The following is a 25,622-nucleotide window of genomic DNA, read 5'->3' on the forward strand; positions in this document are numbered from 1 at the left end:
GGTGAGTGATGAAGCGCCTCCCTGCCCCCTCGCCTCTCGTTCATCGACCTCTTGCCTTGCTGGTCTGTGCCCTGGCGCTGGCATCGCCGGTCGTCAGCGCGCAGACCCAGGTCAACCAGTACGGTGTACAGCATCAGGGGTCGGTCATCGGCGATGACGTGCTGTACAGCATCGGGGGCGGCCGCGCGGTATCGATGACGCCCGCCTCCCACATGCGTTCCATCGGCGTCGGCATTGGCTGGAACGCCAACCTGATCTGCGGGAACATGTCGCTCTCGACCACGATCCAGAACCAGCTGAACGGCCTGACCAACGGTTTCCAGACGATCATGTCGAACGTCATCCAGAGCGCCACGTCAGCCGTGGCGTCGCTGCCCGCGCTGATCATCCAGCGTGCAGACCCCGGCTTGTACAACCTGTTAACCAACGGAATCCTCCAGGCGCGGCTCGATTTCGATCGGTCGAAACTCACCTGTCGCGCGATGGCGGAGAAGATGGCCGACATGGCCGGCGGCCAGACGGGATGGAGCCAGATCGCCGACGGCATGGTGCTCAAGGAAGCCATCGCCAGCACCGATGCCGTGTCGGCCATCGAACAGACGGAAACGAGCCGCGGCAACAATGGCGTGACCTGGGTTGGCGGCGACAATGCGGGCGGTGCGGGGCAGCCCCCGATCCGCGTTGTCGGCGACGTCGTTCGTGCCGGCTACAACCTCGTCAACGGGCGCGATGTCGACGACACCAGTTCGATCGACTCGAACAGCTGCGGTGGCAACCTGACCTGCCAGACCTGGAGCTCGCCCGCTGCTGCGGCCACCTGGGCCGTGCGAGTGCTCGGCGAGCAGGAGCAGCGCACGTGCGAGGCCTGCGCCAAGACCGTGACCACGCCAGGCGTCGGTCTCACTCCCCTCATTCAGGAAGAGTACGAGGACAAGCTCGAAGCCCTGCAGGAGCTGATCACCGGCAGCCGGTCGACGAGCGTCGACAACCTGCAGGCGGCCGGCAGCGCGTCGTTGCCGATCACCCGCGGCCTCGTTGAAGCGCTGCGCGACGAGCCCGACCAGGACATCCTCGCTCGTCGCCTCGCCTCGGAAATCGCGCTCGCCAGCGTGCTGGAAAAAGCCCTGCTGCTCCAGCGCACGCTGCTGACCGGGCGCAAGGAGCCGAACGTCGCCGCCAACGAGCTAGCGCAGAAAGCGGTTTCACAGGAGAGCGACCTGCTCGATCGCGAGATCCACAACCTGAAAACGGAGTTGGAACTGCGCCGCGAGCTGGCAAGCAACTCGCCGACAGCGATCATCCAGCGCCACAGCGCCCGTGCGGCAGGCTCGCGCGGTGTCTATCAGGGTGATCCCACGCGCGACCGGCTCGATCACTTGCAGCGCCCACCGGGCAACACGCCCTGAGCCGGAGAAGCAGGCGGACACATCCAGCCCAAGCGGGGCTGGAACGCTCTTCTACCCTTCCGTTCTGTATAAAACAGTACTGCACTGGTTACATCTGTGAATCCTGCGGTTATCGGCTCGCTCGCTCCAGCCATAGTTCCGTGTATGGCGCGATCCGCATTTGTAACACTTAACTCCGTTGCCTGTTCGGCAGTCTGGATGTTGTTCCCAGTACTGTTCCAACGTGGGCCAGGACGACCAGTTCTGATGCGGCTTTATCCACTTGAAATAGATAAACAGGCCGATAAAAACAATGATGATGAGCGTGTCCAATTTGTCCCCCCGATCGCGCTAAAGCCTGAATCAGGCCGTGCCGCGAAGTGGCGCTCCCAGAAGACAGAGCGATCAAACCTCCCTCGTGAGCGAATGTACCTTGTTCGGCTCTTCCTTGCAGGAGAGAGGCAAAGGTGATGCTGATCGCCCCGCCAGGTGGCGTGTCCGCCCTGTAGGCTTTCTCCACCTCCACATGCTCCCCCGCCCCCGGAAGAAATCGGGCGAAGCGGCATTCCCTTTCTTTGTCGCAACGGCATGCCATCGCAATTGAACTGAAGCCTTCATCGCTCGCCAGGCAGCTGGACATGATGACATTCGAGGATCACCGCTCGATCTATCCACGCCCCAACATCGTGGGAACACGTCCGTGAGCTGGGTCGTGCTGCGTCAGCATGGGCGTCGTCTGGGCCTGGTGCTGCTGTGGGTCAATATGCTGCTGGTGGTAACAGTCACGGCCAATGCCATCGGCATTCGGTTGACCGGCAGCCTCGAAGGCTGGCAGCAGTGGCTGACGGCGCATACCGGCCACCTCCTGGCCTGGCGGCTGCTGCTCTATGCCGGCACTGCCTGGGGCTGGGTCTGGATGCGCCGCCGGGTGCTGGCACGCGAACCAGGCACCGGTACTCGGCGGCGTCTGCTGAGAGCTGAAATGGCCGCCGTCGTTGCAATAGCGGCACTGGAAATCAGCCCGTTCGCGCAAGCGAGATGAACGGAGGCAACGATGCCCCTCTACACCACCGACTACCTCGAGTATTACCTCACGCTACTCGCCTGGCTGGTGAACAACGGTATCTGGGCCGTACTGGTCGCCAGCGGGGTGATCGGCCTGCCATTCCTCGCCATCGTGTTGCAGGAGTGGCTGCGGGCTCGTGGCGAGGGTGCCGACGAGGGCAACAAAGGGGCCCTGTCGGCAGTACGCATCGAGAATCGGGTATGGGTGGCCATCGTGGTCATCATGTTCGCCTGCGTGCCGTTCATCGACGTCAATTTCAATACGCTACGCTTCGACCGCACCCGCTCCCTCCAATGCCAAGTCAGCGTCCCCGAGCCTGCACAGACAGGCTGGTCGCAGTCCTTCAGCACACTCAACAACCAGCCGGCCAAGGTGCCGGTCTGGTGGTTCTTCGTACACACGCTTTCGCGAGCCGTGACGGGTGCATCAGTGGCCGCGATCCCCTGCGGTACCGATCTGAGGCAACTGAGGATGGAGGTCGACGCCACGCGTATCGACGATCCGCTACTGGCGCAGGAAGTGAGCGATTTCACTCGGGACTGCTATGGACCGGCGCGTGCCAAACTGTTCATGAATCGCCCTGTTCTGGGCGAGGAGCAGATGCATGATGTGACTTGGATAGGCTCGAAGTTCTTCCTCGACACGCCGGGGTTCTACGACACCTACCGCGCGAAGACACCCCGCGAGGGCTGGCCCTATGACGACACCCGCGACGCAGGGCTGGCGGAAGTGCCCAGTGGTGCGGGCTACCCGACTTGCCAGCAATGGTGGACCGACGGCAATGGCCTGCGGGCACGGTTACTGGAGCAGGTCGACCCGAGCCTGCTGGTGCGCATCGGCGGCTGGGCCAGCTTCCTGTCTCAGGATGAGGTCAACGATTCGGTGATTCGCACCGTGGCCGCACCCCGGCAACAGAAGCTCAATCAAGGCGCGGTCTACACCGACTACGGAGGACAGATCGGCATGACGGAGCCGAATCGCGCTACGCGCGTCGCCAGCGATGTGGGACTGGCCATGGGCTCACTGGCCTACTTCCCTGCCATGGATGCCGTGCGCCAGGCCCTGCCTATGGTGCTGTCGTTATTGAAAATGGCCTTGGTCATCTGTGTGCCATTGGTACTGACGCTGGCGACCTACAGTCTCAAGACCCTGGTGACGGTGAGTTGCGTATTCTTCGCACTGTACTTCGTGGAGTTCTGGCTCGAGTTGGCCCGCTGGATCGACAGCACTATCCTCGACGCCCTGTATGGATGGGGTTGGGGCTGGAACCGTCCGCACATGAATTTCGATCCGCTGATCGGGCTCAACAATACCTTCGGGGACATGCTGCTGAGCTTCGTGACAGCAGCGATGTTCATCGTGCTGCCTACGTTCTGGGTCATGGCCTTGGCATGGGCGGGAATTCATGCCGGAAACATGCTACAGGGCATGGCGACGGCCACAGGAGATACCAAGGCTGCCGGAGGCAAGGGGAGCGGAGTTGCCATAGGAAGTGCGTCGAAGATTGTCGGCAAGGAATAACGGGGCAGCTCGGCTAGTCGTCGTCGGACAGGTGCGGATCGATGCGATGACCATCATAGGTGTAGAGCCCAAATCCGGCCGTGCCATTTCTCCATTCCGGTTCAGGCGGCTCCCAGTCCAAATTACGGGGTGCACTTGCCGCTACGATCGCGAGCACCAGCAAAAGCGCCAGCCAGAAAGCCACATACAACAGCACGCCAAGCACTGCCAGCTTGAGGAGCAACAACGCGCCCCTGGCAATACCTGCCGGCACCCCCTTGGCAACCAGCCAGCCACTCACCTTCCGCTCCTGGCGCATATATGCCTGCCACCCCTGGCCCAACCTTTGCCCCAGGCGTTCCGCGGATGAAGTGCGTGCAGAAGGTTTCATGGTGGTTACCTCATGGAGATCCTGTCATGTTCTCTCAATATCGGTGTTGTTGCGTTCTGGATTATTGATGCTCGCCTAGTCACACAACTTGTATTCCCGCGTGCCTCATCAGACACCGTGGCGTGCCCAGAACTCCGCGGGTGTCACGATGGAATACCGATCCGCCAGCGCCAGCAAGTCCTTGTCGCCGGTTATCAGATAATTGGCCTGTGCCGCCAACAGCGTGAGCAGCACGGGCTGATCAGCCGTCTCGCGCAGTTCTGTAGCATCGGCGCCCTCTGGCTCGACGATATCGGCCAGAAACATGAGGCTATCGACGAGATCGCGGACTTCCACCGGCGTCAGGCCGATCCTGGGCAAGCGCGGCAAAACCCTGGCCAGCTCGTCCATACAGCCTCCAGGCCGCCTTGACGCCAAGCCGTCACGATACGCCCCGGCACACTGCCCGGATACTCCAGGCCCGACACCAGCACGCCGGTGTCGAGCACTGCACGCAGCCCTGCCATCAGCCTCGCTTCCGCTCGGCCGCAACGGCTGTCTCGATCTCGGCCCCGCCCTCCTCAACCGGTACGCCAGCGTAGGCTCGCCGATACGGCTGCTGAGCGCATCGAAGCGCTCCTGCATGCTGCGGATGCGGGCGAACTGTAGGCGCTGCACCAACTTGAACGCCGTGCCGGTACAACCTGAATTACCCCGGGTTTCCTGGAGAACTTGCACTTAGGGGCGTCGCCCTCGCGGCAGCGTCACTACTTGGATGCGGTCTCTCTTTTGGTAGCTTTTGTAGTCGCGCGAAGAGGAAGAGCTTCACATGCCAGAATGAGACGGCAAGCGTATGAGTACGCAGCTTCATGTACGCGGGACTTTGAAAAGTAGAAGAGCCAGATGAGAGCCATTAACAGAGCCGCTCCAAGCGAGGCAACTTCACCGGCCCCCAAGAGCGCTTCCGGGGTAACCGCAGCACTTAGTCTCTGCTCCCAGGAACTGAGGCCTAGCCGGACTATAACCCAGCCCACGACCCCCAAGCAGATCAGAAGGCCGAGCCAACGCACGCCAAAACCATTTCGGCGATAGCCGTAGGTCACGTTGGCTCGGAACAGTAAGTCGAACCTTTTCTTATCGCGCGTGGCCTCCCGAAGCCAGTTGCCTGCTGCCGCATAGACCGCATCTGCTGCTGCCGGATCCGCAGCCTCTGCATCCTTAGTCGGGAATGTCACTTTGATCTTTGACGCTAGGATTTCGTGGTAGCGTCCCTTAGATACTGAATCTAAGACACCATCTCGGTGACGCAGGATCTGGATGCTAGGGGCGCCACCCCATTCCTGCCAGAGAGCTTTCTCCTTTTCCTTACCCTTACTACGCACGATGTCGGCTAGGAGGTACATCAAGCCCGCTCCTCCAGCAAGCGCGAAGATCCCTTTCATATCAAGCAATTGATTGCCGTATAGCGTGATGGCCATAACCACGAGCGGCAAGATGCAAAGAAAAGCTGGATATAGGCGCGCTTGGCGCTCATAAGGGTCGAGCAAAAGCGCAGCTTTGGACAGCCCTGCACCTAATCCCTGTAGACTGCTCATTCTTCAACCTCGTAGTGAAAAGGGACGAAAGTCATAGCACCGTAGCCTTCTCGTGCCGGCATGTTGTGGTAGTGGCAGATAGCAAGGCCCTTGGTCTGGCCAATCTGGAAGCCGCGACGGATGAAAGCGTTGGTGACCACGCGCTTTGGATGGGTCGGTGCTTTTTTCGAAGCAGAGACATAAGCTGTCCGCTGCAGCGAGTGACTTTCTGGCACAGGTTCTCCAACAATCACATTTAATGCATCAGTGGACACATTGTGGCGGCCACCGTGATGTGGGATCTGTACGAAATGAACGGCGGACGGAAGATGAATGCCCTGGCCAGTAGCGAACTCAGCAGCTGCCTTGAGTGACTCAACTCCCGCATCGCCGATCAGCAAATAGCCGCGCCCCCCATTGACCCCGAACAGAATGGCGCTACTTTCGTTTTCGGCACTCGTAGTGACGCTATCGGGCAAATATTCAATGTCCCAAGCACCTGCGATGAATTGAATGGCTTTACGACCGAAGTCAAAAACTGCCTCTATAGCACTCTCCACCTTCAGTTCAGGGGACTTCCCGAATGCTGGAATAAGGTCGTGAACATATCGCTCCCGTGTGGGTGACAGGACTTGGAAAATTCCAATTCGACTACCCGCGAAAGGCTCGTTCTCTGCAGAGCAGCTTCTTCCCAGTGAAAAGCAGCCGTCATTTTGCTTTTCAAGCGCTCAGCTAGGCTGTCGTCAGTAATGCGTCCATCATGGAAGTAATGACGAATCTCGCTGCCGATGCATCCACACCTCCCCCACAGAGAGATTCTTCACTATATTTGTTAACTCTCCAGCATGGTCGTTGTCCGGGTGGGAGCTAACAAGGTAGTCGACGTGGTTAGTGCCAAAGTGCTTCTGGATGTGCTCAACCAGGGCGGTACCATACTCTTGAGTACCACCGTCATAAACCAGCACGCGAAACACATCTCCCTCACGCCAACGAATAGCGATTGCATCTCCGCTGTGCTCTCCGTTACCTACAGGTAAAAAATCGATCTCTATACCTTCTGCCATTCCTTTTGCCCCCAATAGCTCTGTCAAAGCCATGAGCTAATCCAGCCAGTTCACTGCGTGTTACGCGTATGGTGCTGCCTACTTTTAAATAACAACCTCAAGCGAGGTGTAGGCTGACCTCTTTATCAGCCATGATCAGCATAAGTGCGGGTAGCCCTTCTCCAGACATCAAGTCGGAAAGCGAAGCCAAAAGCTTTTGGTCATCGGCGCTGGCATTTGCAGAACATCCCTGAGGGTGGGAATGCCACTCCCCCACGTAATCCACCACATTCGCGGTACGCCGATGGGCCTCTTTTAGAATTTCTTCTTGACCTTCTCGTCCACGTACAAAGTGGCTCGGACTAGATTGGCTATCAGTAGGTGCAGGAGGCGCGTCGACCAAAACAATGGTTTTGCTTTTAAGGTCTGTCACTCCTAATAAAATGCCCCCAGTTTCGCAAGGAAGGGCTCGCTCACGGAGCTGGCAGAGCAAAGCGATCAGGCCATCGTCATAGATAATCGACCACCCATTGACCTGTTCCACATGTACAGGTTGAAGCTCAATTTCTGAGGCTATTACCGAGTCAGACCGCTCGTCGATGGTCCACACGCAAGCTCTAGCACTAAGCGCTAGGAGGCTTTGCCTAAGCTGACGAGAAAGGATCCCTGCGTGCAGATGGACACGCTCGACAGGCAAGCAAACGGAAATATCACGACACCCGCCGCCAACCCACATATCGCCATAATGATTATCAAGATGGTGCGCCCCCCAGTCCGCCCCAAGAATGGCCCGGTAATACTGCCCCTCTAATGCAGGGGTTCGTATCGTTCTATCGGCATCCTCAAGCAGTAAGACGCACGCCCCACCCGATGGCGTAAGGAACAGACTGGCGGTTCTCGGCACATTGTCTCGTTGAGCTAGTTCTCTAGGTGCGCTGAATGTAGTGGTCACATCAACAAGAAGGTTCGCATTTGCGATCGCCGCCAGAACTGCCTCACCCTGATCAACGATGCTTTTCGATATAGCTACAGGCACACGCTCGTTTGGATAGACGCTACGTGCCAATGCCTGCACAGAGTCAACCTTGCTGTATCCAAGCTGATCATCGAAGCCAACATGGCGGGCTAGGTTGTGGGGTAACAATTGATCAGGATCGACATATACCCACTCTCCCCATGCTTGCCGAGTCCAGATATCGGCTAGCATGCTACCAAGTGCCCCAGCCCCAGCCAGCACACCTTTGAAATCTGCTGTTGCTGGATCCAGAGCGGAAATTTTCCGCGCCCTTTCTGCATCTAGTGCAATGCGCACTTCGACCGGAACCAACGCAGTGGAGAGCCAATCGGATGCCGGCATTTCACCCGCCGGTAGACCGATCAGTGGAGAATGAAAATATCGCCCGTCTGCATCAGGATGTGAGATCACTCCACATGCTTTGGCAAGCTCAAAGAAAGAGCTCATAATCAGGTACCCCAGAGCGTCATACCGCTCTACCTGGCTATCTCGGAGCCGAGGAATCCAGACGACAATTAACAGCCCTTCATGCTTCATCTCCGACAATGCAGAGAGGCCATTGGCAGGAATCCCATTAACTAAGGTTTCGTATAGATTGGTAGCCAGATCGCTCCCCCAAGCACCTAGACGCTCATGCAGCTGGCCAAGTGTCTGAGGGAATTCCAGCACCGCGGATGAACCAACCCCATCAACAGCAAGCGATAGCAATCTGTAGCCCCGCAGCTCCTGTTTGGCAATCTTCGCGGATGAGGTAGGCGTAACACGGAGTGTTGTCGAACCGCTGAAATCTCCCGCAACCAACTCAATGACGCAGCTATCATTGCGACCGGCGAGCTCTGAAAAGTTGGCAGGGAGCAATACCTGATAAGGGCTCATATAGAAGAGCTGCTCCAAAGGCTGATCTTCACGATGAAGCTTCAGCGCAGCGGATTCACGCAGCCACCAGAAAAGCCTGGAAAGGAATCGCTCAGCTGTCCATGTGCGCTCCACTGCACTCCACGCAATGTTGTAGAGACACAGTGCACGAGGAGCATCAGGAGGTGTCGGATGCTGGTGAGATAGGGCAGGAAAGTCCTTACGCAATGGGCGAACGATTACCGGCATGCGGAGGCCATCACTGTGTCCTACCGTGATAGCAAGCCGCTCATTACGATGGATGCCCCCGGGATTCGTTCGCGGAACAGTCCCATCGCAGGCATCAATGATGATCGCCTCTACAGGCCCCAAATCCTCCCCTACTCGCAGCTCAATTACTTCGATGTAGGGGTTACTCTCGCAAGCTTTGAGCAATGACTGGGCTAGCAGACTCAACGATCGCTCAGCATCTTTCCTGCTAAGAGGGCTTCCCCAATCGAAGTACTCGATCATGCTCGGCCTGCCCGAGGCGCAGCCGCCGCAACAGCGCTACCTGCTGCGCTTCCCAGCCCAACAATAACCCGAGCTAAAGTTCCATCTGATTGCGATTCAAGCTCAAGTGGCTCCGGCCCTTTGAGATCCCCTGTGCACAGAAAGCTGCCATCGACCGGCTGAAGAATAGACTTGTACTCTCGCTTAGCGCGAATGCAGGGCGGATCGATATCATCGTCAAGAATCTTCTTGCTGCTAGAGACGATGGTTGCCCCCTCACGTGCCTGCCCTAAAGCATTCCGAGCCTCCTGACAGACCTCAGCTTCCTCGCCATAGGTTGACCAACTATCGCAAGAGAGCGAGTGCCATGAACAGTGGTGGGGCGTCTGGAGTAGGTCGTATGCCAATACTTCAGGAGTGAGTTCGTACTTCTCCCAAAGCCGCTTCCAGATAGCCACCTCCGCATCCCCTCCAGTGAGAAAGCGAGTGGGATTGGCTGCCCACTGATACGGTGAGAGGTGAATATTGAGGATCACACTGGAATGGTTTTTCGACAGCGTCTCCTCCAGCTCTGCGTCATCCTGTTTGGGGTAGGGTGCCAACAGGCGTGCGGTGAAGAGCCCCGCAGTTGACTGGCCATTGATCTGCTCGAAAGTTTCTCCAGCTTTCACCAGGATTGGAGTCAGGTCATCGGTTTTACCATTCTCATCCTCTCCCATGATGCGAATTCGATTGCCATCCCCGGCAGACCGATAGGTCCGCCAGTAGGCCACGCGGCGCCTAGCCTCAGTATTGAATGCCTTCGCGTCATCGCAGAGCGTATGGCTCTTCGAAGCCCGTCGGAAAACCATTGGCGACGACCAGAGCTCACGAATCAAGATTCGCTTCTTTGTCATCTCCAGGTCATCGTCCGGGTAGTCCTCTGGCGCGCCCAGCCAGAAATGATTGCGCAGTCCCGAGCAGTGATCCTTGTCGGGATGGCTCAGAAGAAATGCATCTACAAATGGGCGGCCATTGCTGTCGTACTGGAGACGCTTTCGCAGCTCGCTTGCCACATCGGGAGTAGGATCCGCTGGGTCGTCTGCAGCCTGGCGTATGTGGATATCGATCAGCAATGTAGTGACCCGGGTATCAGCCAGGCGCACTAGAGTCATGTCCCCGTTGTCTACGGGAAAAAAGGTTACTTTCGCAGTCATGGATCCTCCCGGGCGTTGGTTGATAGGCCACCCTTGAGGAGCTAAGATACGACTAGAAATTAGTCTAGTCTAGTTTTTGTGCGAATATTTTTTATACCAATTAAAAATTGAAGGAAAATCAAAGACATGAGTGATATCTCGCCGCGTGCAGGCCGCTGGGGGCAGGAGCGCCGCCTTGAGTTCATCGACTTCAGGTTGCTTTGGGAGGGGCGCCTCAACCGATCTGACCTTACGAATTTTTTTAAAATCTCCATTCCTCAGGCCTCCTTGGATCTGTCGAGATACCAAGAGATTGCTCCTCAGAACATGGTCTACGATCGAACCCAAAAGACCTATGTCGCCACGGAAAATTTCGAGCCGATTCTGAATAGACCTGATAGCACCCAATATCTAAATGAGTTGCTGTGGAGAAACTCCGGGACGGTGGCACATAGCGATAGCTTCGTCGGTTGGTCCCCGCAGGTGGATACATTGCCGTTCCCCAACCGAAATGCTGACATCGACGTGATGCTTGCCCTACTACGTGCAATCCAACAGCAAGCGGTGATAGTGATTGGGTACCAATCAATGGAGCATCCACTCCCAGAGGATCGACAGATATTCCCACGAGCATTTGCCTTTGATGGATTCCGCTGGCATCTCAGGGCCTTCTGTTTGAGATCTGAGAAACATAAGGATTTTGTCTTAGGGAGAATTTATTCGACAGGCGAAATTCTTGCTCCGATATCTGAGATCCCCGAAGATAATGATTGGAATGCGTTCGTCACTCTATTCATCGGTCCGAACCCAAACTACTCAGAGCCTCGAAGGCAAGCTATTGAGCGCGACTATCAAATGGTAAATGGTCAGGCAGTTATAAAAACGCGACGGGCGTTACTTTTTTACCTAAAAAAGCGGCTCAATTTAGGCATGCCCGGACAAGAGGCGGCAGACCACCAGCAAATTGTTTTACTTAAGGAAGAGTAAGCCCCTAGGAGTGTTCTCCTTGATTTTAGTGGAGTGAATAGCAGTCTTTTAGAGGGCCTCGCGCCTGTATCGACCTCAGATACTCGGCAGCCGAGGTAGCAGCAAGGTGCTCATGTTTTTCCGGTTCAGGGTGCTAGGTCAAGCCAGCAGGTTATATTAAATCTTCCGGCCCCTACAGGCGAACAGCTTTGCATCCACAAGCACGGCGACCAGCTTATCATCCTTGTTGATGACGATATTGTCGTTGCGATACTGCACCTAATTGAGCATCTCGCCCAGATTCTGGCGGAAATTCACAGCGCTGACTTCGCTAATCACAATGCGCCCATAATCATAATGATCGATATACCCATAATAGCCTAAGATCGCCGCAGTCGGTGGTTCTCGCCAGCCCAAGTTCCCATCTCCACCGAAGGGTCGCTGCCTCCAAGAATTCGGGAAGGGAACATTGCTCATTGATGGATGCCTAGCCGCTTCCCTGCATGCGTAGATGGCCAGACAGTTCGGTCGCTCCCCGCAACCTCGCCGCCAACTCCCTGCAGCAGCCTCATCCGGCGCCATTCGGCGCGGCTGCGACCCGCCAGCAACCCTGGCGAGTTTCCGGAATCGTTGTTCTCCCCCAGTGGGGCATTCGTGCCCCACTGGCCCGGACGCCCCGTTTCGTCAACCTGGAGCATCCGTCTTCCTCATCCTGATACCAGGCGGCTATGCCCGCCTGCCCTGACGCCTGCTCCCTCCGTACAGGAGCATCGACCATGGGTATGGACGTTTTCGGACAGTCCCCTGTCTCCGAATGTGGTGAGTACTTCCGCAACAACGTGTGGTGGTGGCGTCCCTTGTGGGAATACTGCGAACGCCTCGCCCCCGACCTCATCCCACCGGACAACCTCGGCCATTCCAACGATGGCTGGGGTCTCGCCGGGCCGGCCTCGCTCATACTGGCCGACCGTCTCGCCGCCGCCTTGGAGTCCGGCGAAGTGGAACGGTATGCGAGGGATTACACCGCCTTCCTCGAAGCGCTTCCCGACGAGCCCTGCCATATCTGCGCGGGCACAGGGATGTGCGCCGAGCCACCGCAGTGCGGCCCAGGCACGCGCCCCTGCAATGGCTGCGAAAGCACCGGACGAACGCCGCACTTCGCAACGCGCTATCCGTTCTCGGCCGAGAACGTGCGCGAATTCGAGGCGTTCCTACGGAACTGCGGCGGATTTGAAATCTGGTAGTGCTTGTCCCACGAGCCGCGCGCTGCGCGGCTCTTCTATTTGCACGCCAGGCTTCAGTGCTGCGTCGGTGGCATCAGGTCTCCGATCGTGTCGAAGTCGACCTGCTTCAGGCGCTCAAGCAACGCGTGAAACTCTCGCTCGCCGTTCAGCAGGCGTGCGAACAAGGCACATTGGCACACCAGCGAATCCAGAAAGAGACGCTGATCCTCGGGAGAGTGGCATTGCTGTACGCCCGAAAGAATGAGCTGGTAAGCCTTCTCGGCGTAGATACTGGACTTGGGAATATCGCTCAACCGATCCATGTCGGCCCCTCCCTGGTCTGAAGCGTTATACCGCCTCCGGCACAGGGGGATGGCGGCGACCCGCAGGGGTGACAAACCGGCAGGAGTCCGGCCGGCCAGGCGCGAACGCCTGCCCTGCGGGCCGCCATAACGCGACCCGCAGACTCCTTTTTCGGGTTGTCACCCCCGACGCCGATATGCGGCGCGCCACGAGCATTGCATATCGACCTTTCTCAGTGCAATCAGAAACTTACGCTACTCGATCACCACCACCTGACCAGCGAAAGCAGATGGCAGCGAGCACTGCCGCCAAAAGGAAAGCGCGCAGTGCGCATTGAAGCTCGCGGCGGATTGTCGGCTCTCGCTATATCAAAGGGTTCCCGCAAAGGCCGAAGGGAATGGGCTTCAAGGGAAACGGGCCTACCTGGAAAAGGAAAAGGCTCCCCCGCTTGCCGCAACGTCAGGTGCCATCGATGCTCGCGCTGTTCCAACGAAAACGCCCCTCGCCGGCACCTTCCACACTCCCGACCGAAGGCAAGGGCAAAGGGTTGATTCAGCCGAAGTCGGCGACCTCCCTGCTGTCCACCCCGCGCCGGCAACGCTTGCTGGAACACATCTGGCAACGCACCTCGCTCTCGCGCAAGCAGTTCGCCTCGTTATACCTGGCACCACTGGAGCGCTACGCCGCACTGGTCCAGCAGTTTCCCGCCTCCGAGAACCACCATCACGCCTATCCCGGCGGCATGCTCGACCACGGCCTTGAAATCGTCGCCTATGCGCTCAAGCTGCGGCAGTTGTACCTGTTGCCCACCGGCACAACGCCCGAGGATCAGGTCGTGCAGGCCGAAGCCTGGAGCGCTGCCATTGCTTATGCCGCACTGCTGCATGACATCGGCAAGATCGCCGTCGATCTGCACGTCGAACTGGCCGATGGCAGCCTGTGGCACCCTTGGCACGGTCCGCTGACGCGCCCCTATCGCTTTCGGTATCACCCGGATCGCGAGTACCGGCTGCACGATGCAGCGACTGGCCTGCTGTACCGGCAGGTGCTCGATGGCGAGATCCTGGATTGGCTCAGCACTTTTCCCCCACTCTGGTCTGCCCTGCTGTACGCCCTGGCTGGCCAGTACGAACACGCCGGCGTCCTCGGCGAACTGGTGATTCAGGCCGATCGCGCCTCGGTTGCTCAGGCACTCGGCGGCGACCCCGCGCGCGCGATGGCGGCACCGACGCACACCCTGCAGCGCAAGCTGCTCGACGGGTTGCGCTACCTGCTGAAAGAAGAGCTGAAGCTCAACCAGCCCCAGGCTTCGGATGGTTGGCTGACTCAGGACGCGCTCTGGCTGGTCAGCAAAACCGTCTCAGATAAACTCCGTGCACACCTGCTGGCACAGGGCATCGACGGCATTCCTGCGAACAACAGCGCAGTGTTCAACGTGCTGCAGGACCACGGCATGCTGCAGCCCACGCCGGACGGCAAGGCGATCTGGCGGGCCACCGTCACGAGCGATGCTGGCTGGTCGCACGCGTTCACGCTGCTGCGGTTGGCCCCCGCCCTGATTTGGGAAGGCGATGATCGACCGGTGCCGTTCGCCGGCACTGTCGTCGTGGAGCTGGAATCCAGCGACGCCCCGGCAGCGGCACCGACCGATGCCGGCAGCACCTCACCGGCGACTGGCACACCACCCGCTCCAGCTGCGACACCCGGTGCAGATAGTGTCGACGCCCTGCTGGCACTGCTGGGCACCTCCGATCCTGAACCAACCCCACACGAACCGGAGATTGAACCGCCCCCGACCACCCGCGCCGATGAGCTGCCCGCCGACTCCCTGCAGGGCGATTCAGCACCGCCGTCAGCCCCCGCCATTCCCCCCATTGCGGACAGCGGAAATTCGCGGGAACCACCGTCGGGCGAACACTTCATGGGCTGGCTGCGTCAGCGCATCCAGAGCCGCCGCCTCATCATCAACGACGCCCGAGCACTGGTGCATACCATGAGCGACACGGTGTTTCTGGTCAGCCCTGGAGTATTTCAGCGGTACGCTCAGGAACATCCGCAGACGGCCTCGCTCGCGAAGCAGGATCATGTCGCGGACTGGCAGTGGGTACAGAAACGCTTCGAGAAACTGCAGCTGCACCGCAAACAGGACAACGGACTGAACATCTGGATGTGTGAGGTGATGGGGCCACGCAAGTCGAAGCGGTTGCATGGCTATCTGCTCAAGGAGCCGCAACACCTATTCGAAGACGCGCCGCCCAACAATCCCTATCTACAGTTGCAGCGTTGACGGATCGCCGGTCGACCACACCAAAACGCCGGCAACGGCTCAACCGCGAAGCTCGAGCAGTTCATCCAGCCACGCGGTCACCGTCCTCTACAACTCCAGTTCTCGAGCCATCAAAACCACCAACTCGAGCGGGCTACTGCTGTCCACTACCTTGTAGAGCAGATCACGTTTGCTGCGTGGCAATAGTTTCACGCACCGTTTCGCCGTCACCCTGACTGCGGCGTCGGTTCCGTGTATCCGAGCTGCCAACAGCAGCGCGAGCGTGGCATCAGAGAGTGTCATGAATAGGCCTACGAGAAATAGCCACTAGCTTAACCCCCTGCCATTGCAGCACTACGAAACTCTCTCAAGAGAGCCACCCACAGTCGGATCGTCACCGACCAGATGCCTCCCCCTACCCAAGGAGCCATCACGACACTCTCCGAATCTGAATGTTGCTGCGGGACGGTGACGTATTCCAGTTTCAGCGCGACTCCGATGCTCCGTATATTGGAAGCCGAGATCCTCATGACCTTTCCGATATACAGAGTGCCCTGCCGGGAGAGAGGGCGGTTATGCCCCGAACTCCAGATAGAGTTTGTAGGCAAGCGTGGAGAACATGATCAGGATACCCAGCAGGATGGTGATGACACCGGAATCACGATCGCGCCTGGAATAGCCGATCGTCAACAGCAGGAATCCCACTACGATCAGGACGATCATCGTTTCAAGCTCGTTCATTTTCCATCCTCATTTATCTGTGCGTTTCGCTCGTCCAGCCTGGTATGCCCTGACGAACCAGCGCGGAGAAGTCTGGTGCGTCGTCTGCCTGTTTGGCGCGCTCGGTGATGCGTCCCCGGTCGCGCAGCTCGTCCAGGCTGTAGCCCTGTTGCAGACCGCCTATATCCTGCACGTAGCCCGGCAGGTAGCCGGTCAGCAGCAGGCGGTGATCGACCGGCAGGCCGCCGATGATGCTCTGCACCATGCCGAAGACGATGGTCGTGCAGTTGGCGGTCAGGGTGTTGTAGAAGCGTGGCCGCTCGGCCAGGGCGTTGGCCTGTTCGACATAGGAAAGCAGCAGCTCGCGCATGACCGACCTGGGCATGTCAATGCGGTACAGGTAGACATCCTCGTCGCGCACATTGGTACGCACGCGCACGGCGTCGCGCTCGTCGGTGGCGACGATGCTCAGTTCAAACTCCTTGAAGAAGCCGCCCAGCTCCGAGTAGAGCTCCCCCCTTTCCTTGCGCGTCTCCACGGTGAAGACCAGATGTCGGCCATCCTCGAAGCCGAAGGACACCAGGATATGGGCGATGGCCGGCATGCCCCAGTAGGAGGTCAGCAGATCGACCGAGGTCAGTTGGCGCAGGTCGTAGGCGCGGCTTTCCCAGGCGATGTCGTAGTCCTCATCGCTGCGCCAGACGAAGTTGCGCACATTGTCCAGCAGCAACTGTTCATCGACCACCCGCCCCCGGGTCATGCGCGCCACGTCGTCGGCCCAGGCGCGCTGATTGGAGGGTTGCAGGTTGTGCCACCAGGCCAGCAGCACGGCGAACACCAGTAGATGACCGGCCAATGCCGGCCATGCTGATCGCCGCCATAGCAGGACGAGCGCAACGGCCCCGAATAGACACCAGAGCGTGACCAGGGCGTACCCCGCCAGGGCAACCCAGTCCAGCCGGTAAGTCAGCGCGAGGGCGCCCCAGGTGCTCGTCAGCAGGATGAACAGCGTAAGCAGCAGGCGCGCGGACAGCCGCAAGAGCGGATGCGGGCGCGTCATGGCGCGGCCTCGTCAAGGTGCTGGTGCAGGATGCGGCGGATTTCGACGATGGCCTCGGGGGCTTCCTGAACGCTGTGCCAGGAGGCAATGACCTTCTCCGATTGAGCGCCCGCCAGGTGGGCGCTGGCGTAGGGCACCACGCCGTCGATGCTGTCGGCCAGCGGCAGCTCGGGCGTGTAGTTGCCGATGATGCTGTGATAACGGACGTCAGGCGAGATCGGCAGTCCGGCCGCGGCCCTGACGAAGGGGTCCCGGGCGCTGAGGTTGTCGATACTGTTGAAGCCCCTGGTCAGAGTGACCGGCGCCGCCGAGTTGGGATCGACCAGCAGCTGGGCGATTTCGTTGAAGCGGCCGAGTACGGAGACCGGCAGTTTTATCAGGCCGGAAGCCCAACGCGACAGGCGATTTTCCGCGAAGGGTGTGCCTCGATGCGGAGCCGCGGCGAAGACGACCCGACTGACCTGGGGCATCGGCTCGAAGCTCAGGTAGGGGGCAAGGCTCGCACGGGCCTTTTCCTGGCGTTTCTGGCTCATCCTGTATGGCGCCACAAGCGATGACCACAGCTGGTCTTGCGAGGAGGAAACCAGCAGGCGCGACAGCACGCCGCCCATGCTGTGGCCGACCAGCACGATGTCGCGGCTGGCCACGGCACTGCCCTGCGGGTCGAAGTGTTTGAGAGTCTGCTCGATGGTGTCGCGAATGGCTTTGTTGTTGAAAGCGATCGGCAGGTTGGTCGGGTAGTAGATCTGCCAGATCTGGTAGTTGTTGCGCAGGGTTTCGTCGCCGAGCACTTCGTTGGCCACGTTGATCCAGGCCTCCGGGCTGCTGGCCAGGCCATGCAGCATGATGATGATGTGACGATCGGGATCGTAGGGCTGAAGCAGGTACAGATGCGGCGTTTCCAGCACCTCGCCGCGGCCGATCAGCGTCAGCAGGGACTGGCGGGCGAAGCCGGAGCGCGCCAGCCACAGGCCATAGCCCGAGGTGTAGTTGGCCGCCAGCGGCACCGACTGTCCGGCCACCTCGAAGTGGCTCGTGCGGTAGGGGTCGTAACCGATGACCCTGGCCTGGTTGGTTGCCAGCACCTGCTCCAGCGTCGCGCCCGGAAACTGGATGATGGCGCTGATGGCGGGGAACGGCGTTTCGCTCCAGGGCTGTTGGTCACTTTTGCTCGTGACCACCCGTTTTCTGGTCACGGCAACCAGTTCGGCACCAAGTCCGTCGCGGCGATACTGGTTGCGCAAGCCCGCAAAGGAGAGCGAAGCGGCAGGAATCAGTTCCTGAGGCTCCGTGTGCCCCTCGGCCAGTCGCAACCGCTGCAACTCAGTGCCGACAACCCAGTTGGCCACCTGGATACCGGCCTGAAGTTCCGTCGCAAGAGGCGCTTGCGAGGCGCCGTAACGCAGCTGGAACAGGTTGGTCAGCGCCTCCTGCACCGCGAAGTTGTAATAGTCGCGCACCTGGGTCTGGCGATCCTCCAGGGCGCGCAGGCTGGTGGGCCTGGCGGTGAAGAACAGATAGGCATAGGCGTGGCGGGCGCTTTCCAGGTAGGCGCCGATGCGCAACTCCCTGGACTCCGTGGAGGAATTGCTCATCGCCTCGAGGAGCCACAGCTCGGCCAGCGCGGACAGGCGATTTTCATCGGCCAGCCCGTTGCCGACGCTCAGGATGCGCCGACACGCCTCCAGATCGCTGCGGCACGCCTTCTCGTTGCTGCCGACGACCTCCAGGGCCGTGCGCGATAAGGCGCTGAGCGAACCGGTGGTGAGCACGTCGCCACGGCGCGACGCCAGATAGTCGTCATTCTTGACCGCATTGACCTTGACGCCAGCGCACCCTGCGAGGAAAGCCACTGACAGTACGGCCAGCCAGGGCCGGAATCCAAACAGCATGAAACGTGACACGGCGACTCCCAGGAGTGACTGTGCGAGCAGATATCCGGCCTGCCGGCAACACGGATGCGAATGATCGAAGGAGGATGACCACCCCATGAGAGGGGTAGCCAATTCTACTTATGGGCTTTGCACGGTGCAGCGTCCGCCATATATCCACTTCATTCCGTTACTCTCCTGATCCGAGGCCGGCATTGCCAGCGGGCTGCCGATGGCCTTGTTGATCGTCACATAACCCGTGTTCAGGCGGCCCTCGCTGGCCACCAGATCGCGGCGTGACTGCAGGTGGCTGCGCTGGCTGTCGAGCACGACGATGAAGTCGGCGGTGCCGCCCTCGTAGCGCGCCTGCGCCAACTGGTAGGCATCGCCGGCACTGCGCACGCGCGATTGCAACTGTTCCACCCGTTGCTGCTCCGCCGTATAGGCACTGAGCGCATCGTCGATCTCCTGCCAGGCCCGCAGTACCGTCTGCTGGTAGCGCACGGCCGCCTCCTGCTGCTGCAGTTCGCGCAGTTGCACCACGCTCTTGCGCCGGCCACGGTCGAACAGCGGCAGATCCAGGCTCGGCCCCACCGACCAGGTGCGGCTGCCCCAGTCGGCAAACTCGCCGCTCAGGTAGGACTCGTAGCCGAAACGCGCGCCGAGGCGGATACTCGGGTACAGCTCCGCCCGTGCCACGCCGATGTTGGCGGTCGCCCGCTGCAGCTCGACCTCGGCGGCGCGGATATCAGGCCGTTGCTGCGCCACCTCCGAGGGCAGGCCGAGCGCCAGGTCGGGCAGTACCCTGGCCTCTTGCGGCGCCTGCGGGGCCAGTTCGTCGCGTAGCGCGCCAGGGCGCTCGCCCAGCAGCAGCGCGAGCTGGTTGGCGCTGGCGCCTTCCTGTGCCAGCAGTCCCGGAAGCTGGGCGCTCAGTGCCGCCAGTTCGGCGCGCTGGCGCTCAAGATCCAGGTGGTCGATGACCCCGCCGGCCACTCGCGCCTCGAGGATTTCCAGACGCTCTTCCAGCGCCGCGATGTCCTCCTTTGCCAGACGGATCTGGCGCTGCGTGCTGCGCAGCTCGAAATAGTTGCGCGCCACGTCGCTGGCCAGGCTCAGGCGGGCCAGGCCGAGCAGTGCGGCCTGCTGCGCCACGTCGGCGTCGGCGGCCTCGATGGAGCGGCTCACGCGCCCCCACAGGTCCAGCTCCCACGAAGCGTCGAAGCCGGCCTGGTACAGGGTGAACGGTTCGGCCAGCAGTTCGGCGAGGCTCGGGTCGGCCCCCATGACGCCGATCATGCGCGTGCCGGCACCGTGCTCGCTCTGGCGCTGGCGGGTCGCGCTGCCGCTGGCATTGACGTCCGGCCCGCGCTGCGCGGCGACCGTGCTGCGCTGCGCGCGGGCCTGGGCGAAGTGCAGTGCGGCAGTTTGCAGATCGGGGCTGGCAGCGAAGGCACGCCGCTGCAACGCATCGAGCGTCGCATCGTTGAATGCCTGCCACCACTGGGCCGGCAAGGCTAAAGCGGCTGCGGTCGGGATGCGCAGCGAGGCATCGCCGCTGCGCCAGCTTGCCCAGTCATCCGGCGCGGCGGGCGTGGGTTTAACGAAGCCCGGGCCAACGGCGCAACCGGTCAGTGCTGCGGCGAGCGCACCGGCAAGCAGGCTGGGAACGAGACGATGTGGAAAACGCGGTGCGTGCATGACGGTACCCAATCAGGAAAGGCGGTTGCGGAACAGCCACGCCGCCAGCGGCAGCGAGATGGCGCCCATCACCAGCAGGGGAATGAAATTGCGCCAGATGTCGATGAAGCCCGCGCCTTCCAGGTACACCCGGCGCACGATGTCCATGCCGAAACGCAGCGGGTTGACGTAGGTGGCAATCTGCAGCACTTCCGGCATGTTCTTCACCGGCGTCAGCAGGCCCGAGAGCAGCATCAGCGGCATGATCAGGAGGAAGGTGTAGAGCATGGCCTGCTGCATGTTCAACGATACCGCCGACACCGACAGGCCCACGCCGACGGCAGCGATGTTGAACACCAGCAACCCCGCGTAGAGCAGCCACACCGAGCCGTTCATCGGGATCTGGAACCAGAACAGGATGACCAGGAAGATGATGGTCGATTGCAGCAGGCCGACCAGGATCGCCGGGATCGCCTTGCCGATCAGAATCTGGAACGGCGTCAAGGGCGTGACCAGCAACTGGTCGAACGTGCCTTGTTCGCGTTCGCGCGCCACCGACAGCGCGGCGATCAGCAGGGTCTGCAACATGCTGAGCGCGCCAATCAGCCCCGGCATCATGTTCCAGCGCGACTCCAGGTTGGGGTTGAACCAGGCGCGGCGTTCGACTCTCACGCCTTGCGCGCCGCTGCCCAGCGCCGTGTTGTAGCTGGCGACGATGGAGCCGACATAGGCGGATGCCGAGCCGGCAGTGGAGGAATTGCGCCCGTCGAGAATCACCTGCAGCGGCGCGCTCTGCCCGGCGTTCAGGCGCTGCTGGAAGTCCGATGGGATGCTCAATACCACCAGCGCCTCGTTGCCGTCGATCACCTCGGCGATCTGCGCGGGCGTGCTCAAGGTGGCGGCGCGGTGGAACACGCCGGTGCCGTCCAGCCGCGCCAGCAGCTCAGTCGAGGCTGCGCCACGGCTCTGGTCGAGTACCGCGTAAGGCACGTTGGTCAAATCATAGGTGGCGCCGTAGCCGAACAGCAGCGACTGCATCAGCGCCGGAGTAAACAGCAAGGCACGGTTGATCGGCTCCTTGACCAGCGCGAGGATTTCCTTGCGGATCAGCGCGCCAATCTGGGCCAGCGTGGCGAAAAAATCGTTCATTGAGTTACCTCAAGCGCTTGCGCAGCAGATGCCGCGTGGCAAGCGTCAGCACCAGCGCATACAGCGCGAGGATGCTGCATTCGCGCAAAATCATCGGCCAGTGGTTGCCGGCCATGAACAGGGTCTTGATCAGTTGCATGAAATGCGTGGCCGGCAACAACTGGCTGATGACCTGGATCACCACCGGCACGTTGCGCAGGTCAAAGACGAAGCCCGACAGCATCATCGCCGGCATGAAGCTGGCGAGCAGCGCCATCTGGCTGGCCTGGAACTGGTTGCGGGTGACGCCGGAAATGAACAGCCCGAGCAGCAGCGACACCAGCAAGTAGAGCAGTCCGGCGATGATGACGAACAGCAGCGAGCCGCGCATCGGCACCTGGAACAGAAAGTACGAGGCCAGCAGGCACAAACCCAGGTCGATCATGCCGACCACCATGTACGGCGCGATCTTCGACAGCACGATTTCCAACGGCCGCACCGGGGTGACGAACAGCGACTCCAGCGTGCCGCGCTCCCATTCGCGGGCGATCAGCAGCGAAGTCAGGAAACCGCCGATCAGGGTCAGCACCAGCACGATCAGGCCGGGAATCAGGAACCAGCGGCTTTCGCCGGCCTCGTTGAACCACATGCGCTGCACCACCTCGACGCTGCCGACACCGCCGGGCTTGTTGCCGACGCGATCAACCTGCTGCTGCGCCCAGGTGCCGATGGCGCCGCCCACATAGCCTTCGATGGTTTGCGCAGAGCTGGAATCCACGCCATTGAGCACGAGCTGGATTTGCGCGCCGCCCGCATTCAGGCGCCGCGAGAAATCCAGCGGCACGCGCACGATGCCATCCACCGTGCCGGCCATCATCAACCGTTCGGCCTCGGCCATGTCGGCGGCAAATACCGGCGCGAGATAGTCCGAGCCCTGCAAGCCCTCGACCACCTCGCGCGCGGTCGACGAGCGGTCTTCCAGCACCACCGCCACCGGCGCGTTCTTCACGTCGAACGACAGGCCGTAGCCGAACAGCAGGATCAGCGCGACCGGCAGTAGCAGGCCGACCGCGAGGTTGCTCTTGTCGCGCAGCATCTGCCGCACTTCCTTGCGCAGCAAGGCGGTGAAGCGGCGGCGGAAGCCTTCGTTCATGCGGCCCCCTTCTGCACAGCGCGGCCCTGCTCGACGATGGCGATGAAGGCGCCGTTCATGTCCATGCCCACGTCGCCCGCCTGTTCGCGCACCTGTTGCGGCGTACCGAGCGCCAGCATCCTGCCGGCATCCTGGATGGCGATGCGGTCGCAGTACTCCGCCTCTTCCATGAAGTGGGTGGTGACGATGACGGTGGTGCCGCCCTGCGCCAGCGCGGTGATGGTGCGCCAGAAGGCGCGCCGCGCCAGCGGGTCGATACCGCTGGTGGGTTCGTCGAGAAAGAGGATTTCCGGCTGGTGCAGCAAGCCCGCCGCCATCGCCAGGCGCTGCTTGTAGCCGCCTGGCAACTGGCCGCTGATGGCCTTGGGTTCCAGCGTGAATTGCTCGATGATCGCGGCCACCCGTTCATCGCGTGCCTTGCCGCGCAGACCGTAGGCGCCGGCGAAGAACTCCAGGTTCTCGCGCACGCTCAAGCTGCCGTACAGTGCGAATTTCTGCGACACGTAGCCGATCCGCGCACGTGCCTTGGCGCGGGCCGTGCGCAGATTCAGGCCGGCCACTTCCAGGTGGCCGCTGCTGGCTGGCAACAGCCCGCACAACATGCGGAAGGTAGTGGTCTTGCCCGCGCCGTTGGGGCCGAGCAGGCCGAATATCTCGCCGCGCGCGACTTCGAACGAGGTGCTGGCCACTGCGGTGAAATCGCCGAACTTGCGCACCAGGTCGCGCACCACGATCACCGGCTGGTCCTGAACCGCCTGCACCTGCGCCTGTACGGCCACGCTCTCGGGCTGCGGCGCGGGTTCGTCGCTCTGCTGATGCTGACGCAGCATCATCATGAAGGCGTCTTCGAGTTCCGCCGGACGCGGCTGCGGCTCGCTGCCGCCGAGCAGTGGCCGCAACGCCGGCACATCAGCGCCCGGTTGGCGGATGAAGCTCACGGCACCGCCTCTGGGGACGGCATCGACGATCAGCCCGCCGGCGTCGATCAGTCGCGCCTGCAGGTCGCGCGCCACGGTGCCCGGCGCCGGTGCAACCACGTAGGCCAGGCCGCTGGCGCGCTCGGTGAGCACCGCCGGCGCGCCCTCGGCCAGCAACCTGCCCTGGTGCATCACGAACACCTGGCCGCAGCGCTCGGCCTCGTCCATGTAGGCGGTGCTGACGATCACGCTGAGGTTCTCGTCGTCGACCAGTTGCTGCACGATCTGCCACAGGTCGCGGCGCGACAGCGGGTCGACGCCGACACTGGGTTCGTCCAGCAGCAACAGGTCCGGCGAACGCACCAGGGTGCAGGCTAGGCCGAGCTTCTGCTTCATGCCGCCGGACAGCTTGCCGGCCGGGCGCTCGGTGAAGCGCGCCATGTCGGTCATCTCCAGCATGCGCGCGAAACGCTCGCGGCGCACCGCCTGCGGCACGCCATGCAGGTCGGCGTACAGATCCAGGTTCTCCTGCACGCTCAGATCCTCGTACAGGCCAAAACGCTGCGGCATATAGCTGATGCGATCCTGCACCGCCTGCGGGTCTTTCACCACATCGATGCCAAGCACCTGCAATGTCCCCGCATCCGGCTTGAGCAGTCCGGCCATCATCCGCAGCAGGGTGGTCTTGCCGGCGCCGTCCGGGCCGACCAGCGCGGTCAGCTCGCCGGGGCGCACGCGCAGCGATACCTCATCGACCGCATGCAGCGGGCCGCCACCCGGCGCCTCGAAGGTCTTGCGCAGCCCCTCGGCAACCACCGTCGCGCCAGCACCGTTCATGGCTCGTCGCCGACAGCCAGGCGCACGGTGGCCGGCTGGCCGAGACGCAGCGCATCGCGCGTATCCTCGACCAGCACCCGCACCTCGTAGACCAGGCTGGTACGCAGCTCCTCGGTCTGCACCGACTTGGGCGTGAACTCGGCCACCGACGAGATGTAGCCGACCTTGCCGACGATTGGTTTGTCCGGCGCGCTATCGGTTGTCACGCGCGCGCTCTGGCCGGGCCTGACCCTGCCCAGGTCGGGCTCGCCGACATAGACCCGCACCCACTTCGGCTGCGTCAGCGCCAGGGCAAAGACCGGCCGCTGGGGCGTGGCCATGTCGCCCGGCTCCAGCAGGCGGGAACGCACCACCGCAGCGGCAGGCGACTTCAGTTCGCCTTGCGCGATCTGGTGCTGGAGCAGCGCCAGTTGCGCCTCTGCGGCCTTGAGCTGCGCCTCGGCGCCGGCCACGTCCTCTTCGCGCGGCCCCAGCTCGCTCAGCCGCAGCGCTTCGCCCTGCTCCGCGACGCGGGCCCGGGCAACCTGCAGCGTGCTTCTGGCGCGATCCAGATCCTGCGCGCTGACGCCGCGCCCTTGCGTGTTGGCGGCGATGCCCTGCAGACGCTTGAGATCCTGCTCGGCCTGCACGGCATCGGCACGCGCCGCGTTGACGCGGCTGCGGGCCTGGGCGATTTCCTCGGGGCGCGAGCCGGTGCGCAGGCGCCGCAAGGTCTGCTGCTGCACGTCGATCTGTGCCTGCGCCTGCTCGGCCTGCAGCACCAGCGTGCGCGTATCGAGCAGCGCCAGCAGCGCGCCCGCCTCGACGCTGTCGCCTTCCTCGGCATGCAGCGTCTGCACCCGGCCACTGCCGTCGAACGCCAGCGATACCTGCCTGATGTCGACGTTGCCGTGCAGCACCAGCGTGCCGTCGTCGCCACGCTGGCTGAAGTGCCACCAGCCCCAGGCTGCACAGGCCATGGCGGCAATCGCCACGAGAAGGATAAGAGGTTTCTTCATGCTCGACATTCCAGGGATTGAGGGCGGT

The 25,622-nt window shown here is 61.3% G+C and carries 23 protein-coding genes; 6 read left to right on the top strand and 17 right to left on the bottom strand.

Annotated features, from left to right (window positions below):
* Window positions 1–8 precede the first annotated feature (8 nt).
* The 3 genes from ACTV8E_RS09875 (at window position 9) to ACTV8E_RS09885 (ending at window position 3,972) form a co-directional block, all read left to right on the top strand.
* The gene (locus ACTV8E_RS09875) at window positions 9–1,406 is read left to right on the top strand and encodes an integrating conjugative element protein (RefSeq protein ID WP_443199381.1); all 1,398 of its coding nucleotides are present in this window, start codon (window positions 9–11) and stop codon (window positions 1,404–1,406) included.
* A gap of 679 nt (window positions 1,407–2,085) precedes the next feature.
* Entirely contained in the window at window positions 2,086–2,427 is a 342-nt protein-coding gene (locus ACTV8E_RS09880; protein WP_443199382.1) for a hypothetical protein, read from the top strand.
* Window positions 2,428–2,439: 12 nt separating this feature from the next.
* Window positions 2,440–3,972 (top strand): conjugal transfer protein TraG N-terminal domain-containing protein, encoded by a 1,533-nt coding sequence (locus tag ACTV8E_RS09885; protein ID WP_443199383.1) that lies wholly within the window; start codon window positions 2,440–2,442, stop codon window positions 3,970–3,972.
* Window positions 3,973–3,985: 13 nt separating this feature from the next.
* Here the strand turns inward: ACTV8E_RS09885 and ACTV8E_RS09890 are convergent, their stop codons facing one another.
* The 7 genes from ACTV8E_RS09890 to ACTV8E_RS09920 form a co-directional block, all read right to left on the bottom strand.
* Complete coding sequence (locus ACTV8E_RS09890; RefSeq protein WP_443199384.1) at window positions 3,986–4,342, bottom strand: DUF3742 family protein; 357 nt, start codon at window positions 4,340–4,342, stop codon at window positions 3,986–3,988.
* A 108-nt stretch (window positions 4,343–4,450) separates the two neighbouring features.
* On the bottom strand, window positions 4,451–4,732 hold the full coding sequence (locus ACTV8E_RS09895; RefSeq protein ID WP_443199385.1) for a PIN domain-containing protein: 282 nt from the start codon (window positions 4,730–4,732) through the stop codon (window positions 4,451–4,453).
* 356 nt (window positions 4,733–5,088) lie between these two features.
* Window positions 5,089–5,916, bottom strand: coding sequence for a hypothetical protein (locus ACTV8E_RS09900; protein ID WP_443199386.1), 828 nt, complete (start codon window positions 5,914–5,916; stop codon window positions 5,089–5,091).
* The gene (locus ACTV8E_RS09905) at window positions 5,913–6,455 is read right to left on the bottom strand and encodes a hypothetical protein (protein ID WP_443199387.1); all 543 of its coding nucleotides are present in this window, start codon (window positions 6,453–6,455) and stop codon (window positions 5,913–5,915) included. The genes ACTV8E_RS09900 and ACTV8E_RS09905 overlap by 4 nt, the downstream gene beginning before the upstream one ends.
* 198 nt (window positions 6,456–6,653) lie before the next feature.
* Complete coding sequence (locus ACTV8E_RS09910; RefSeq protein ID WP_443199388.1) at window positions 6,654–6,992, bottom strand: MBL fold metallo-hydrolase; 339 nt, start codon at window positions 6,990–6,992, stop codon at window positions 6,654–6,656.
* A gap of 64 nt (window positions 6,993–7,056) precedes the next feature.
* Entirely contained in the window at window positions 7,057–9,321 is a 2,265-nt protein-coding gene (locus ACTV8E_RS09915; protein WP_443199389.1) for a Mov34/MPN/PAD-1 family protein, read from the bottom strand.
* Window positions 9,318–10,496, bottom strand: coding sequence for a metallohydrolase (locus tag ACTV8E_RS09920; RefSeq protein ID WP_443199390.1), 1,179 nt, complete (start codon window positions 10,494–10,496; stop codon window positions 9,318–9,320). The genes ACTV8E_RS09915 and ACTV8E_RS09920 overlap by 4 nt, the downstream gene beginning before the upstream one ends.
* Before the next feature lie 126 nt (window positions 10,497–10,622).
* Between ACTV8E_RS09920 and ACTV8E_RS09925 the strand changes: the two genes are divergently transcribed.
* The gene (locus ACTV8E_RS09925) at window positions 10,623–11,462 is read left to right on the top strand and encodes a WYL domain-containing protein (RefSeq protein ID WP_443199391.1); all 840 of its coding nucleotides are present in this window, start codon (window positions 10,623–10,625) and stop codon (window positions 11,460–11,462) included.
* A 755-nt stretch (window positions 11,463–12,217) separates the two neighbouring features.
* Window positions 12,218–12,685, top strand: a complete 468-nt coding sequence (locus ACTV8E_RS09930; RefSeq protein WP_443199392.1) for a hypothetical protein — start codon at window positions 12,218–12,220, stop codon at window positions 12,683–12,685.
* Window positions 12,686–12,738: 53 nt separating this feature from the next.
* Here ACTV8E_RS09930 and ACTV8E_RS09935 read toward each other — a convergent pair whose 3' ends face one another.
* Entirely contained in the window at window positions 12,739–12,987 is a 249-nt protein-coding gene (locus ACTV8E_RS09935; protein ID WP_443199393.1) for a hypothetical protein, read from the bottom strand.
* Between the two features lie 452 nt (window positions 12,988–13,439).
* Between ACTV8E_RS09935 and mobH the strand changes: the two genes are divergently transcribed.
* Window positions 13,440–15,254: a MobH family relaxase gene (mobH, locus tag ACTV8E_RS09940; protein ID WP_443199394.1), complete on the top strand. Its 1,815-nt coding sequence runs from the start codon at window positions 13,440–13,442 to the stop codon at window positions 15,252–15,254.
* 87 nt (window positions 15,255–15,341) lie between these two features.
* On the opposite strand, the gene ACTV8E_RS09945 is transcribed toward mobH, so the two are convergent.
* From ACTV8E_RS09945 to ACTV8E_RS09985, 9 genes are all read right to left on the bottom strand, one after another.
* Window positions 15,342–15,536 (bottom strand): DUF7740 domain-containing protein, encoded by a 195-nt coding sequence (locus tag ACTV8E_RS09945; RefSeq protein WP_443199395.1) that lies wholly within the window; start codon window positions 15,534–15,536, stop codon window positions 15,342–15,344.
* A 270-nt stretch (window positions 15,537–15,806) separates the two neighbouring features.
* Entirely contained in the window at window positions 15,807–15,974 is a 168-nt protein-coding gene (locus ACTV8E_RS09950) for a hypothetical protein (RefSeq protein ID WP_443199396.1), read from the bottom strand.
* A 13-nt stretch (window positions 15,975–15,987) separates the two neighbouring features.
* On the bottom strand, window positions 15,988–17,013 hold the full coding sequence (locus ACTV8E_RS09955) for an Lnb N-terminal periplasmic domain-containing protein (protein ID WP_443199397.1): 1,026 nt from the start codon (window positions 17,011–17,013) through the stop codon (window positions 15,988–15,990).
* A complete protein-coding gene (locus ACTV8E_RS09960; protein ID WP_443199398.1) occupies window positions 17,010–18,917 on the bottom strand; it encodes an esterase/lipase family protein in 1,908 nt (635 codons plus the stop codon). Before ACTV8E_RS09960 ends, ACTV8E_RS09955 begins: the two co-directional genes overlap by 4 nt.
* 108 nt (window positions 18,918–19,025) lie before the next feature.
* The gene (locus tag ACTV8E_RS09965) at window positions 19,026–20,582 is read right to left on the bottom strand and encodes an efflux transporter outer membrane subunit (protein WP_443199399.1); all 1,557 of its coding nucleotides are present in this window, start codon (window positions 20,580–20,582) and stop codon (window positions 19,026–19,028) included.
* Window positions 20,583–20,594: 12 nt separating this feature from the next.
* Complete coding sequence (locus tag ACTV8E_RS09970; protein ID WP_443199400.1) at window positions 20,595–21,710, bottom strand: ABC transporter permease; 1,116 nt, start codon at window positions 21,708–21,710, stop codon at window positions 20,595–20,597.
* Between the two features lie 4 nt (window positions 21,711–21,714).
* Window positions 21,715–22,842, bottom strand: coding sequence for an ABC transporter permease (locus ACTV8E_RS09975; protein WP_443199401.1), 1,128 nt, complete (start codon window positions 22,840–22,842; stop codon window positions 21,715–21,717).
* A complete protein-coding gene (locus tag ACTV8E_RS09980; RefSeq protein ID WP_443199402.1) occupies window positions 22,839–24,596 on the bottom strand; it encodes an ATP-binding cassette domain-containing protein in 1,758 nt (585 codons plus the stop codon). The genes ACTV8E_RS09975 and ACTV8E_RS09980 overlap by 4 nt, the downstream gene beginning before the upstream one ends.
* Window positions 24,593–25,594 (bottom strand): HlyD family efflux transporter periplasmic adaptor subunit, encoded by a 1,002-nt coding sequence (locus ACTV8E_RS09985; protein WP_443199403.1) that lies wholly within the window; start codon window positions 25,592–25,594, stop codon window positions 24,593–24,595. The genes ACTV8E_RS09980 and ACTV8E_RS09985 overlap by 4 nt, the downstream gene beginning before the upstream one ends.
* Between the last annotated feature and the right edge of the window lie 28 nt (window positions 25,595–25,622).

Source organism: Pseudomonas sp. B392_1p, assembly GCF_052245235.1.
In the GTDB taxonomy this organism is placed as follows: domain Bacteria; phylum Pseudomonadota; class Gammaproteobacteria; order Pseudomonadales; family Pseudomonadaceae; genus Serpens; species Serpens gallinarum.